At 72.5% G+C, this 13,281-nt stretch carries 9 protein-coding genes; 5 read left to right on the forward strand and 4 right to left on the reverse strand.

The window, feature by feature from the left end; translation table 11 throughout:
• Nucleotides 1-62: 62 nt before the first annotated feature.
• The 3 genes from paaK to OG247_RS06040 all read left to right on the forward strand — a co-directional run bounded on the left by paaK (nt 63) and on the right by OG247_RS06040 (nt 2,952).
• On the forward strand, nt 63-1,373 hold the full coding sequence (paaK, locus tag OG247_RS06030; protein WP_327251235.1) for a phenylacetate--CoA ligase PaaK: 1,311 nt from the start codon (nt 63-65) through the stop codon (nt 1,371-1,373).
• Nucleotides 1,374-1,537: 164 nt separating this feature from the next.
• Nucleotides 1,538-2,353, forward strand: coding sequence for a YhjD/YihY/BrkB family envelope integrity protein (locus OG247_RS06035; RefSeq protein WP_327251236.1), 816 nt, complete (start codon nt 1,538-1,540; stop codon nt 2,351-2,353).
• A 74-nt stretch (nt 2,354-2,427) separates the two neighbouring features.
• Entirely contained in the window at nt 2,428-2,952 is a 525-nt protein-coding gene (locus tag OG247_RS06040; RefSeq protein WP_327251237.1) for a GNAT family N-acetyltransferase, read from the forward strand.
• 6 nt (nt 2,953-2,958) lie between these two features.
• Here OG247_RS06040 and OG247_RS06045 read toward each other — a convergent pair whose 3' ends face one another.
• The gene (locus tag OG247_RS06045) at nt 2,959-4,488 is read right to left on the reverse strand and encodes a fatty acyl-CoA synthetase (protein WP_327251238.1); all 1,530 of its coding nucleotides are present in this window, start codon (nt 4,486-4,488) and stop codon (nt 2,959-2,961) included.
• Between the two features lie 191 nt (nt 4,489-4,679).
• Between OG247_RS06045 and OG247_RS06050 the strand changes: the two genes are divergently transcribed.
• Nucleotides 4,680-7,154 carry a penicillin acylase family protein gene (locus OG247_RS06050; RefSeq protein WP_442813228.1) on the forward strand — a complete coding sequence of 825 codons (2,475 nt, stop codon included), beginning with the start codon at nt 4,680-4,682 and terminating at the stop codon, nt 7,152-7,154.
• Nucleotides 7,155-7,217: 63 nt separating this feature from the next.
• Here the strand turns inward: OG247_RS06050 and OG247_RS06055 are convergent, their stop codons facing one another.
• The 3 genes from OG247_RS06055 to OG247_RS06065 form a co-directional block, all read right to left on the reverse strand.
• A complete protein-coding gene (locus OG247_RS06055; protein ID WP_327251239.1) occupies nt 7,218-8,357 on the reverse strand; it encodes a calcium:proton antiporter in 1,140 nt (379 codons plus the stop codon).
• Between the two features lie 136 nt (nt 8,358-8,493).
• Nucleotides 8,494-10,047, reverse strand: coding sequence for an acyl-CoA synthetase (locus OG247_RS06060; protein WP_327251240.1), 1,554 nt, complete (start codon nt 10,045-10,047; stop codon nt 8,494-8,496).
• Between the two features lie 20 nt (nt 10,048-10,067).
• The gene (locus OG247_RS06065; RefSeq protein WP_327251241.1) at nt 10,068-11,174 is read right to left on the reverse strand and encodes a nitronate monooxygenase; all 1,107 of its coding nucleotides are present in this window, start codon (nt 11,172-11,174) and stop codon (nt 10,068-10,070) included.
• A gap of 145 nt (nt 11,175-11,319) precedes the next feature.
• Between OG247_RS06065 and OG247_RS06070 the strand changes: the two genes are divergently transcribed.
• The gene (locus OG247_RS06070) at nt 11,320-13,281 is read left to right on the forward strand and encodes a serine hydrolase (RefSeq protein ID WP_327251242.1); all 1,962 of its coding nucleotides are present in this window, start codon (nt 11,320-11,322) and stop codon (nt 13,279-13,281) included.

Genomic DNA, 13,281 nt, shown 5'->3' on the forward strand with positions numbered 1-13,281 from the left:
CCGCCGGGGTCCGGCAATCTACCGAATGATCGGTCGGTTTACTTGGACAAGGGGTGGGCGGCATGGGTACGTACACACAGGGCCACGACGGCGTTGCGGACGAGGGCGAGCGGATGGGGCGGGACGAGCTGGCGGCGCTCCAGCTGACCCGGCTGCGGGCGACCTTGCGCCGGGCGTACGACCGGGTGCCCTTCTACCGGCAGGCCTTCGACAAGGCCGGCCTGCATCCCGACGACTGCCGCTCCCTCTCCGATCTCGCGCTGTTCCCCTTCACCACCAAGTCCGATCTGCGCGACCAGTACCCCTTCGGAATGTTCGCCGTGCCGCGCTCCGACGTCCGCCGCATCCACGCGTCCAGCGGCACCACGGGCCGCCCGACCGTCGTCGGGTACACGGACGGGGACCTGTCCACCTGGGCGGATGTCGTCGCCCGCTCGATCCGCGCGGCGGGCGGCAGGCCCGGCCAGATCGTCCACATCGCCTACGGGTACGGCCTGTTCACCGGAGGCCTGGGCGCGCACTACGGCGCGGAGCGCCTGGGCTGTACGGTCGTCCCCGCCTCGGGCGGGATGACGGACCGGCAGGTCCGGCTGATCGAGGACTTCCGGCCGGAGGTCATCATGGTGACCCCCTCCTACATGCTGACCCTGCTGGACGAGATGGAGCGCCAGGGCATCGATCCCCGCGCCACCTCCCTGCGCACGGGGATCTTCGGCGCCGAGCCGTGGACCGAGGAGATGCGCCGCGAGATCGAGGAACGCCTGAACATCGACGCGGTGGACATATACGGGCTCTCGGAGGTGATGGGCCCGGGTGTCGCACAGGAGTTCGCCGAGACAAAGGACGGTCTTCACATATGGGAGGACCACTTCTATCCGGAGGTGGTCGACCCGCTGACGGGCGCCGTGCTGCCGGAGGGCGAGCCCGGGGAGCTGGTCTTCACCTCGCTCACCAAGGAGGCGATGCCCATCGTCCGCTACCGCACCCGGGACCTGACCCGACTGCTTCCCGGTACCGTCCGGCCGGCCTTCCGCCGGATGGAGAAGATCACCGGCCGCAGCGACGACATGATCATCCTGCGCGGGGTGAACCTCTACCCCACCCAGATCGAGGAGGTGCTCCTGCGGACCCCGGCCCTGGCTCCGCACTTCCAGCTCCGGCTGACCCGGCAGGGGCGGCTGGACGCCCTGACGGTACGGGTGGAGGCACGCCGCGAGAGCGACGCCGGCCAGCGGGAGGCCGCGGCGGCCTCGGTGGTGCGGGCCGTCAAGGAGGGGGTCGGCGTCTCGGTCACGGTGGAGGTGGTGGATCCGGAGACCCTCGAGCGGTCGGTCGGCAAGATCAAGCGGCTGGTGGACCTCCGGGACGCCTGAGGCTGAGGCTGAGGCTGAGGCTGAGCTCGAGCCTGAGCCCGCCGCGCACACGGGACGGACGAGCGCCCGCGCCGGAGGGCCGGACCGCCGCCGGATCCACCCCTTCGGGCCCACTCGGGGGGCCTTCCGGGAAGCCGCGGGCCCATCCGGGTAGGGAGAGAGGCGTGACCTCGACCTTCCGGCGGCTCCACGACCGGCTCCAGGCTTCCCATGCCGGGCTGGCGTGGAGCCGTGGGCGGGAGATGGAGCTGATGCACCGGGCCATGGGTTTCGCCGCCCTCGGCTTCCTCACCCTGGTGCCGCTGCTCGTCGTCGTCGCGGCCGCGGCGCCGGGCAGCGGGTCGGGCTTCGGCCGCTGGCTCGGTCAGGCCCTCGGGGTGACGGAGTTCTCCCGGGAGCGGGTGGAGATGCTGTTCGGCGCCGCGGACCTCGCGCTGGAGCGGACGACCGCCTTCGGTCTCGCCGCCCTCGCGGTCTTCGGCCTGACCTTCGGCTCCGCCGTGCAGACCGGGTACGAGAAGGTCTGGGACCTTCCGACGGCCCGCTGGCACACCATGTGGCGGCACGTCGTCTGGCTCGCCCTGCTGGTCTGCTACCTCGGGCTGCTGGTCCTCATCCCCGCCCCCTCGGACGATGCGCCCGGCACGGTCCTGGGCACCACGGGCGATCTCATCGGCACCTGCCTGTTCTTCTGGACCTCCCAGTGGATCCTCCTCGGCGGGCGGGTCCGCTGGCGCGCCCTGCTCCCGGGGGCCGCGTGCACCAGCCTGGGCCTCCTCGGCCTGCGGGTCTTCTCGCAGCTGGTGTTCTCCCCGCTGATCGCCTCCAACGCCGTGACCTACGGCCCCTTCGGCACCCTCCTGGTCGTCCAGTCCTGGCTGGTCGGCGTCGGCTTCGTGGTCTACGGCGGCGCCCTCGTCGGCCGGCTCTTCCACGAGCACCTCGTCCTGCGCCGCCTCCGCGAAGCGGAATTCGATTGAGCGTGCGATGCCGGCCGTGATACCACTTCATGGTTCGCAAAATGATCACGAGATGGACCAGAGGTGTGGTGGGCATGGCGCTCGGAGAACTGGTGAAACTGCGGGCGATGGGCCCCGAGGACGCCGAGGCCCTGTGGCGCTGGAACCACGACCCCGAGGTCATGCGCTGGATGGACGACAACTACGCCCAGCCGGTGGAGCGCGTCCGCACGTGGCTGACCGAGCGCCCCCGCAACTCCTACGGCGACCTGCTCTTCGGCATCGAAGCGCTCGCCGACGGCGTGCTCGTCGGGCTGGTCACCCTGCACGATGCGGAACCGGAGAAGGGCATCGCGAAACTCGACATCTACCTGGGCGAGAAGGCGTACTGGGGGCGCGGCTACGCCACCGACGCGGTGCGGACGGCTTGCCGCTACGGGTTCGAGGACATGCGCCTGCACAAGGTGACGCTGACCGTGGTCACCGAGAACCACGCCGCGCGCAAGGCCTACGAGAAGGTCGGCTTCGTCGAGGAGGGCCGCCTGCGTCAGGTCTTCCGCCGCGACGGCCGTTGGTTCGACATGTTCACCATGGGGCTGCTGTCGGACGAGCTCCGCTGACTGCGCTCAGGCCGGTGAGGAGAAGCGGTCGCGCAGGGTGCGCTTGAGGATCTTGCCGCTCGCGTTGCGGGGCAGGGCGTCCACGAAGAGGATCCGTTTCGGGGCCTTGAAGTGCGCCAGCTTCTCGCGGGCGTAGGCCAGGAGTTCCGCCTCCGTGACCCCGTCGCGCGGGACCACCACCGCCGTGACGGCCTCGATCCACCGTTCGTCCGGGAGGCCGACCACCGCCGCCTCGGCCACGCCCGGGTGGGTGTAGAGCACGTCCTCGACCTGCCGTGAGGCGACCAGGACCCCGCCCGAGTTGATGACGTCCTTCACCCGGTCCACGACCGTGTAGTACCCCTCCGGGTCCCGGACCGCCAGGTCGCCGGAGCGGAACCAGCCGTCCCGGAAGGCCTTCTTCGTCGCCTCCGCGTCGTTCCAGTAGCCCAGGCAGAGCTGCGGGGAGCGGTAGACCACCTCGCCCGCCGTGCCGTCCGGCACCTCGGCCCCGTCCTCGTCGACGACCCGTGCCTCCACGTGGTGCACCGGCCGACCGCACGAGTCCATCCGCCCCTCGTGCTCCTCCGGCCGCAGCACCGTGGCCAGCGGGCCGATCTCGCTCTGGCCGAAGCAGTTGTAGAAGCCGAGACCGGGCAGCCGCGCCCGCAGCCGTTCCAAAACCGGCACCGGCATGATCGAGGCGCCGTAGTAGGCCTTGCGCAGGGCGGACAGGTCACGGACGGCGAAGTCCGCGAAGTCGGGGTGATTCGCCAGCCCGATCCACACCGTCGGCGGCGCGAACAGGCTGTCCGCCTCCCCCGCCTCCACCAGGTCGAAGATCTCTTCCGCGACCGGGGCGTCCACGATCGTGTTCCGCGCGCCCACCGCCAGGTACGGCAGCAGGAACACGTGCATCTGCGCCGAGTGGTACAGCGGCAGGGAGTGCACCGGCAGATCGCCCTCCGCCAGGTCCAGGGCCGCGATCGCGCTCTCGTACTCGTGGCAGAGCGCCTCGTGCGTCATCATCGCCCCCTTCGGCAGGGCGGTGGTCCCGGAGGTGTACAGCAGCTGCGCCAGCCGGGACGGGTCCCCGGAGCGGGTGAAGGTCCCGGGTCCGGCGGGCTCCGCCGGTTCGGCGAGGAGGGCGAGGAAGGAGCCGGGCGCGTCGCGCAGCGGGCGTACGGCGAACCCGTCCGGGACCCTCCCGGACGGCTCGGGGTCCGCGAGGACGAGGGAGCTCCCGGAGTTCTCCAGGATGTACGCGAGGTCCTCCCCGGTGAGGTTCTGGTTGACGGGGACGTGCGTGAGCCCGGCCCGGGCGCAGGCGAGGAAGGCGAGGAGGTAGGCGTCGGAGTTGTGCCCGAAGGTCGCGACCCGGTCCCCCTCGGCCAGCCCGTAGCGCCCGCGCAGGACGGCCGCGCCCGTGGAGACGGCCGCGTCGAGTTCCGCGTAGGTCCAGGTCCGCTCGCGGTAGCGGACCGCGACCCGGTCCGGGACGCGCCGCGCGCTGTCGTGGAGCAGTCCGTCGACCGTGTTCTTCCGCACCGGGGTCATGGCGGGATCTTCGTCTGCGCGTGCGGCCGGGGTCAATGACCCGGGCGCCGTGGATGGCCGGCCGGAACATCCAGGGATACCAAACGGCATGTTGACATGACGTCAGGTGGCCTGCATGAGTGTGGGGGCACACCAGCACCACCCACCCGCTCGGGCGATCGCGCCCGTCCGCAGGCTACTTGGGAGGTACGTTGCGCCTACTCCACGGACGCCGTCGCGCCCGTCCGCGCTTCCGCCGCGCCGCCGTCACCGGCACCGCGCTGCTGGCAGCCGTCTCGGCGATACCCGGGGCCGCCGCCCTGGACCAGGGCTCCGGCCCGTCCGGCGGCGGCCTCTCCGCCGTCATCCGCTACACCGAGAACGGGATCCCGCACATCCTGGCCCGGGACTACGCCCACCTCGGGTTCGGCACCGGCTGGGCGCAGGCCGCCGACCAGGTGTGCGTGCTCGCCGACGGGTTCCTGACCGTCTCCGGGGAGCGGTCGCGGTGGTTCGGCCCGGACACCGCGCCCGACGGGTCGCTCTCCTCCGCCGCCGGGAACCTCTCCAGCGACCTGTTCTTCAAAGGCGTGCGCGACTCCGGCACCGTGGAGAAGCTGCTGGCCGTGCCCGCGCCGGCCGGGCCGGGCAAGGAGGTCAAAGAGCTGATGCGGGGCTGGGCCGCCGGCTACAACGCCTGGCTGGCCCAGAACCAGATCACCGACCCGGCCTGCAAGGGCGCCGGTTGGGTGCGCCCGGTCACCACCACCGACATCGCCGCCCGCGGCTTCGCCGTCTCGGTCCTCGGCGGCCAGGGCCGCGCCGTCGACGGCATCACCTCGGCGCGGCCCCCGGGCGCCCCGGGAGCCGCCCCGCCCTCCACGGCCGTCCCGGACACGGCCGGCGTCGATCCGGCCGGCGTCGATCCGGCCGCCGCCGCGGAGGCGGCCCGGGAGTTCTTCGACACCAGCCGCTACGACATGGGTTCCAACGCGGTGGCCTTCGCCGGCTCCACCACCGCGAGCGGCTCCGGCCTGCTCCTCGGCAACCCGCACTATCCGTGGCAGGGCGGCCGCCGGTTCTGGCAGTCGCAGCAGACCATCCCCGGCGAGCTGAACGTCTCGGGCGGCTCGCTGCTCGGCACCACCGTGGTGAACATCGGCTTCAACGAGAAGGTGGCCTGGAGCCACACGGTGGCCACCGGCACCCCCGTCAACCTCCACCAGCTGGCCCTCGACCCGGCCGACCCGACCGCCTATCTGGTGGACGGCAAGCCGGAGAGGATGACCGCACGGACCGTCAGCGTCCCGGTCCCGGGCGGCGCCCCGGTCACCCGGACCCAGTGGTGGACCCGCTACGGCCCGGTCCTGTCCGGCCTCGGCGCCGGCCTCCCGCTGCCCTGGACCACGACCACCGCCTACGCGCTGGCCGACCCCAATGCCGCGAACATGCGCGGCTCCGCCACGGCCCTGGCCATGGGCAGGGCCCGCTCGGTGGCCGGCGTTCAGGACGCCCTGCGGCGCACCCAGGGGCTGCCCTGGGTCAACACGGTGGCCGCCGACTCGGCGGGCGGCACCCTCTTCACCCAGTCCCAGGTGCTCCCCCGGATCACGGACGAGCTCGCCGCGCGCTGCTCGACCCCGCTGGGCAGGGCCACGTACCCGTCCTCGGGGCTGGCGGTGCTGGACGGTTCGCGCGGTGACTGCGCGCCCGGCTCCGACCCGGACGCGGTCCAGCCCGGGGTCTTCGGCCCGGGCAGGGCGCCGACGCTGCGCGATGCCCCGTACGCCGAGAACTCCAACGACAGCGCCTGGCTGGCCAACGCGGAGCAGCCGCTCACCGGCTACGAGCGGATCTGGGGCAATGTCGGGACCCCGCGCTCACTGCGGACCCGGGGCGCCCTGGAGGACGTCTCCTCGATGGCCGGGCGGGGCGGGCTTACGGTGGCGGACCTGCAGGAGCAGCAGTTCGCGAACCGGGTCCCGGCCGGTGATCTGGCGGCGGCCGACGCGGCGAAGGCCTGCGCGGCGCTGCCGGGCGGGACGGCCACGGGCTCCGACGGCGCCGCCGTGGACGTGTCGGCGGCCTGCGGGGTGCTGGCGGCCTGGAACCGTACGGCCGACAGCACGAGCCGCGGCGCCCTGCTCTTCGACCGGTTCTGGCGGAAGCTGACCGCGAGCACGGCGGCCAAGGAGCTGTGGCTGGTGCCCTTCGACGCGGCGGATCCGGTACGGACACCCCGCACGCTCAACCAGTCGGCGCCCGGGATCGGGCGGGCCCTCGCCGACACGGTGGCGGAGCTGGGGAAGGCGGGCATCGCACCCGACGCCCCGCTCGGGGAGCACCAGTTCGTGGTGCGCGGCGGGCAGAAGCTGCCGGTGGGCGGCGGAACGGAGGCCCTGGGCGTCTGGAACAAGATCGAGGCTCCGTGGAACGCGGCGGGCGGCGGCTACCCGGAGGTCCTGCACGGCTCCAGCCACATCCAGGCCGTCGGCTGGGACGGCGGCCGCTGCCCGGTGGCGCGCACCCTGCTGACGTACAGCCAGTCCTCGAACCCGAATTCCCCGCACTCGGCCGACCAGACCCGGCTCTTCTCCCAGGAGCGCTGGGTGAAGGCACGGTTCTGCGAGCGGGACATCCTCACCTCGCCCCGGCTGAAGGTGGTCTGGCCGCGCGAGCGGCACTGACCGGTGCGACCGCGACCCCGTACGGCAGGCCTCCGGGGCCCGTCGTACGGGGTCGCGGCGCACTCAGGGGCTGACGGCGAGGAAGAGGTACGCGGCCAGCAGCACGAGGTGCACGCCGCCCTGGAGCAGGGTGGCGCGGCCCGGGACGATGGTGAGGGCGCTGACGACGACGGTCAGCGCGAGCAGCACCATGTGGACGGGTTCGAGCCCGAGCACCAACGGCCCGGAGAGCCAGATCGTGGCGAGGGCGATGGCCGGGATGGTCAGGCCGATGCTCGCGATGGCGGAGCCGTAGGCGAGGTTGAGGCTGGTCTGCACGCGGTCGCGGCGGGCCGCGCGGACGGCGGCGAGGGTCTCGGGTGCCAGGACGAGCAGGGCGATGATCACACCGACCACGGCGTAGGGCAGGCCGAGGTCGGCGACTCCGCGTTCGATGGTCGGGGAGACCGCCTTGGCGTTTCCGACGACGGCGACGAGCGCCACGAGCAGCAGGCCGAGGCTGATCAGGGCGGCTCGGGCGGTGGGCGGCTCGGCGTGCTCGTCCTCCTCACCGGCGGCCGCGGCGGCGGCCGCCTGCGCCGCCTCCTTGCGGATCCGCTTGGTGTCGACGGGCAGGAAGTAGTCGCGGTGGCGGACCGTCTGGACGGCGACGAACAGCCCGTAGAGGGCGAGGGAGGCGGTGGCGGCGAAGGCGAGCTGGGCCGTGGAGAACTCGGGGCCGGGCTTGGTGGTGGTGAAGGTGGGCAGGACGAGGCTGAGTACGGCCAGCGTGGCGACGGTGGCCAGGGCCGCGCCCGATCCCTCGGCGTTGAAGACGGCGACGCGGTTGCGCAGGGCCCCGACGAGCAGGGACAGGCCGACGATGCCGTTGCACGTGATCATGACGGCGGCGAAGACGGTGTCCCGCGCGAGGGAGGAGGTCTTGTCCCCGCCGTCGGCCAGCAGGGTGACGATGAGGGCCACCTCGATGACGGTGACCGCGACGGCGAGGACCAGCGAGCCGAAGGGTTCGCCGACCCGGTGCGCGACGACCTCGGCGTGGTGGACCGCCGCCAGCACGGCGCCGGCCAGGCAGAGGGCCACCAGGGCCACGGCGAGCGAAGGCAGGTCGCGTCCCCAGCTGAAGACGAGCGCGACGAGCGCCACCACGGGGACCAGGACGGTCCAGTCGGTCAGGGGGGATCTGTGGGTTGCCGTACTCATATCAGCCAACTTGCCAGAACTGTCCGGCCTGTGCGGTCGAACAGCCGCCTACACGCCTTTGACGTGGTACTTCTCACGAAATTCCGGGCGTGGCGGACGGATGGGACGGGCCGGCCCCGTAGGGCCGGCCCGGTCCTCACATCGCGCGCTCGTGGCCCTCCCAGTACGGCTCGCGCAGCCGGCGCTTGTACAGCTTGCCGTTGGGGTCGCGCGGCATCGTCTCGATGAAGTCCACGGTCTTGGGCCGCTTGTACCCGGCCAGTTGCCGCTCGCAGTGGTTCAGGATCTCCGCGGCGAGGGCGTCGCTCGCCGCGAAGCCCTCGGCCGGTTCGATGACCGCCTTGACCTCCTCGCCCCAGGAGGGGTGCGGGATCCCGAAGGCGGCGGCGTCCGCGACCGCCGGATGGGTGAGCAGCGCCGATTCGATCTCGGCCGGGTAGATGTTCACCCCGCCCGAGATGATCATGTCGATCTTCCGGTCGCGGAGGAAGAGGTAGCCCTCCTCGTCCATCAGGCCGAGGTCTCCGACGGTGAAGAAGTCGCCGATGCGGTTCTTCTTCGTCTTGCCCTCGTCCTTGTGGTAGCTGAAGCCGCCGGTGTTCATCTTGATGTAGACGGTGCCGAGCTCGCCGGCGGGCAGCCGCTCGCCGTCGTCGTCGAAGATGGCGAGCTCGCTGATCGGCCAGGCCTTGCCGACGGTTCCCGGCTTCTTCAGCCAGTCCTCGGCCGTCGCGAAGGCGCCGCCGCCCTCGCTCGCCGCGTAGTACTCCTCCACGCACCCGCCCCACCAGTCGATCATCGCCCGCTTGACGTGGTCGGGGCAGGGTGCGGCGCCGTGGATGGCGTGCCGCATGGAGGAGACGTCGTACGCGTCCTTGGTCTCCTGCGGGAGCGCGAGGAGCCGGTGGAACTGGGTCGGCACCATGTGGGTGTGCGTGCAGGCGTGCTCGTCGATGAGGCGCAGCATCTCCTCGGCGGTCCACTTGTCCATCAGGACCAGCGGGTGCCCGATGTGCAGGGCCGCTGCGGCGAATTGCAGGACGGCCGTGTGGTAGAGCGGCGAGCACACGAGGTGGACGTTGTCGTCGAAGGCGCGGATGCCGAAGATCCCGAGGAAGCCGCCGAGGTACGTCTCCTCCGGGAGCTTGCCGGGCAGCGGACGGCGGATGCCGCGCGGCCGGCCGGTGGTGCCGGAGGTGTAGTTCATGACCCAGCCGAGCGTGCGGTCGCCCGGGGCGGTGTCCGGCTGCCCGTCGAGCAGTTCGCCGTACGAGCGGAAGCCCGCGACCGCTCCGACCGCGTACCGGTGGCTCGCGGGCAGGCCCGCCTCGTCCGCCGCGGCGGTGGCCGCGTCGGCGAACCGTTCGTGGGCGATCAGGACCTTGGCTCCGGAGTCGGAGACGATCCAGGCGATCTCGGGGCCGACGAGGTGGTGGTTGACCGGGACGAGGTAGAACCCGGCCTGGGAGGCGGCCAGATAGGCGGTGAGGAACTCGACGCTGTTGGGGAGGACGACGGCGAAGACGTCGCCCCGCTCCAGCCCGGCGGCGCGCAGGCCGTGTACGAGGCGGTTGACGTCGGCGTGCAGCCGGGCGGCGGACCAGGTCTCGCCCTCCGGGGTGACGAGGACGGTGCGCTCGGGGTCGGCGGCCGCCTGGGCCCAGAAGCCGTTGGGGGGCGTGTCGGTCATCTTGTCCACTCCTCGGATCTTCAGGCCCGGCCGGCGATGCGGGTGATGCGGTCGATGGCGCGCTCGAAGCCGCTGGTGAGGTCGTCGAAGACGGCCTGGACGCTGCGTTCGCTGTTCATCCGGCCGACGATCTGCCCGACGGGGGTACCGAGCAGCGGCTGGATCTCGTACTTCTGGATGCGGGACACGGCCTCCGCGACGAGGAGTCCTTGCAGGGGCATCGGCAGTGCGCCGGGGCCCTCCGGGTCGTCCCAGGCGTCGGTCCACTCGGTGCGCAGCTGCCGGGCGGGCTTGCCGGTGAGCGCGCGGGAGCGGACGGTGTCCCCGGAGCCCGCGGCGAGCAGTTTCTCGGTGAGGGCGCGGGAGTGCATGTCCGCTTCGGTGGTGGTCAGCCAGAGGGAGCCGAGCCAGGCGCCCTGGGCGCCGAGGGCCAGTCCGGCGGCGATCTGCTCGCCGCTGCCGATGCCGCCGGCGGCGAGGACCGGGAGCGGGGCGACGGCCTCGACGACCTCGGGGACCAGGACCATGGTGGCGATGTCGCCGGTGTGTCCGCCGGCCTCGTAGCCCTGGGCGACGACGATGTCGATGCCGGCCTCGGCGTGCCGGCGGGCGTGCTTGGCGCTGCCCGCGAGGGCGGCGACGAGGACTCCGTGGTCGTGGGCGCGCGCGATGACGTCGGCGGGCGGGGAACCGAGCGCGTTCGCCAGGAGTTTGATGGGGTAGTCGAAGGCGACGTCGAGCTGGTTGCGGGCGACCTGCTCCATCCAGCCGGTGATGCGCCAGCCGGAAGCCTCACCCTCGGCAAGCTCGGGCACGTGGTGTTTGGCGAGGGTGTCGCGGACGTACTCCCGGTGCGCGGCCGGGATCATCGCCTCGATGTCGGCCTCGCTGACGCCGTCGACGGCCTTCTTCGCGGGCATGACCACGTCGAGCCCGTAGGGCTTGCCGTCGGTGTGCTCCTGCATCCAGTCGAGGTCGCGCTTCAGGTCGTCGGGGGCGGTGTAGCGGACCGCCCCGAGGACTCCGAACCCGCCCGCCCGGGTGATGGCAGCGGCCACCGCCGGGAAGGGCGTGAAGCCGAAGATGGCGTGTTCCATTCCCAGTTTCCTGCTCAGCTCCGTCTCCATGGGCGGCAGGATGCCGCAGCCCGGCCGCCGAGGGAAGAGGTTTTCTGATGCAGCGTCAGATTCTTTGCCGGCCGGTCACCGCGGGGCCCGCGTCGTGAGCGGGCAGATACTCGGGAGGGCACGGCGGCGGACGGGAGGACCGGTCATGAAGGCACCAGGGGCAGCCGGGAACGACGGTGACACGAAGGGCTCCGGCACGACCGGCCCGACGGCGCCCGACGGAGGCGGCAGCGCGCCCGGGACGGACGGCGGCGGGCCAGAGGTCGACGGCGGCGGGGCCGGGACGGACGGCGGCGGGCCCGGGGCGGACGGCGGCGGCGGAAGCGTGCGCGGGCTCAGTCGGCGGCGGCTCGGGGCGCGGCTGTTGGCGCTGGGTGGTGTGCTCGTGCTCCAGGCCGCACTGCCCGGGTCCGCGGGGGCCTCCGGGGGGCCCGCCGAGCGGCGCGCGCTCCAGGGACTGCGGCTGCGGTACGGGTCCGCCCGCCAGGCGGGGCTGCTGGAGAGGCATCTCGAAGGGGTGGCGAACGAGGCGCGGCGTTTCCTCGGCCCCTCCCCCGAACACCCTTACTACGCCGGGGCCGTGGTCCTCGCCGGGCGGGGCCGCACCGTGGCGCTGCACCGGGCCATCGGCGACGCCGTCCGGTACGCCGACTACGACGGCCGCACCGACCGGGTCCGGGAGTTCCCGGCGGCCCAACGGATCGCGATGGCCGAGGACACGGTCTTCGACCTGGCCTCCCTCTCGAAGCTGTTCACTTCGCTGCTGGCCGTGCAGCAGATGGAGCGCGGGCGCCTCGAGCTGGAGGCGCCGGTGAACCGGTACCTCCCGGAGTTCACGGGCGGGGGCAAGGAGTCGATCACCGTGCGTCAGCTCCTCACGCACACGTCGGGGCTGCGGTCCTGGGCCCCGTTCTACCAGGAGCCCACTCGGGCGGGTCAGTTGCGGCTGCTGTGGTCGGTGAGGCCGCAGGAGACCCCGGGGACGGTCTACCGCTACTCCGACCTCAACCTCATCGCCCTCCAACTGCTCTTGGAACGGATCACCGGTCACACTCTGGATCTCCTGCTCCAGGACGAGATCACCGCTCCGCTCGGGATGCACCGCACTCGTTACAACCCACCGCTCTCCTGGCGCCGGGTCACGGCCGCCACCGAGGTGCAGCGCCCCCCGTGGTCCGGGCTGGACCGCGGGCTCGTCTGGGGCGAGGTCCACGACGAGAACGCGCACGCGCTGGGCGGCGTCGCCGGGCACGCCGGCGTCTTCGGCACCGCCTGGGACCTGGCGATCCTCGCCCGCACCCTCCTCGACGGCGGGGTCTACGCCGGCAAGCGCATCCTGCGCCCCGCCTCCGTCGAGCTCCTCTTCACCGACTACAACACCGCCTTCCCCGGAGACGACCACGGCCTGGGCTTCGAGCTCTACCAGCACTGGTACATGGGCGCCATGGCCACCCCGCACTCCGCCGGCCACACCGGTTTCACCGGCACCTCGCTGGTCCTGGACCCCTCCACGGACTCCTTCCTGATCCTCCTGGGCAACTCCGTGCACCCCGTGCGCACCTGGCGCGCGGGCAGCGCTCCCCGGGTCGCCGTCGGCAACCGCTTCGCCCGCGCGATCCCCGTCCGCACGAGGCACGGCGGCCCGGCCTGGTACTCCGGCATGGAGACCGGCGGTTCGGGCACCCTGACCCTCCCGGCCCTCACCCCGGTCACCGGATCCGCCCGGCTGCGCTGTGCGCTGTGGTGGGACACCGTGCCCGGCGCGGGAACGCTCCACGTGGAGGCCTCCGCCGACGGGCAGACCTGGGAGCCGCTCCCCTTCACCACCGTCCGCGCCACCGGCGGAGCCGCCGAACACTGGCCGCAGGGTTCCGTCTCCGGCTGGTCGGGCCGCATCTGGCACCGGCTCGAAGCCCCGCTCACCGCCTGGGCCGGCCGCGAGGTCCGCCTCCGCTTCCGCCACACCGCCCAGGGGCGCTACGTGGGCCGCGGAGCCTACGTGGACATCCTGCGCGTCTCGGAACCCGCCCACCTCCTCTTCGCCGAAGACCGCCCCGCGGACGCCTCCCGCATCGAGGCGACGGGCTGGTCCCGCTCGGCGGACTGA

Origin of the sequence: Streptomyces sp. NBC_01244, from assembly GCF_035987325.1 — a bacterium.
GTDB lineage: Bacteria > Actinomycetota > Actinomycetes > Streptomycetales > Streptomycetaceae > Streptomyces.

Coding starts and splice junctions, on each gene's coding strand:
- OG247_RS06045 (WP_327251238.1), bottom strand. CDS start 4,488: ATGACCCCGGTGCGGAAGAACACGGTCGACGGACTGCTCCACGACAGC.
- OG247_RS06040 (WP_327251237.1), top strand. CDS start 2,428: ATGGCGCTCGGAGAACTGGTGAAACTGCGGGCGATGGGCCCCGAGGAC.
- OG247_RS06055 (WP_327251239.1), bottom strand. CDS start 8,357: ATGAGTACGGCAACCCACAGATCCCCCCTGACCGACTGGACCGTCCTG.
- OG247_RS06060 (WP_327251240.1), bottom strand. CDS start 10,047: ATGACCGACACGCCCCCCAACGGCTTCTGGGCCCAGGCGGCCGCCGAC.
- OG247_RS06065 (WP_327251241.1), bottom strand. CDS start 11,174: ATGGAGACGGAGCTGAGCAGGAAACTGGGAATGGAACACGCCATCTTC.
- OG247_RS06070 (WP_327251242.1), top strand. CDS start 11,320: ATGAAGGCACCAGGGGCAGCCGGGAACGACGGTGACACGAAGGGCTCC.
- paaK (WP_327251235.1), top strand. CDS start 63: ATGGGTACGTACACACAGGGCCACGACGGCGTTGCGGACGAGGGCGAG.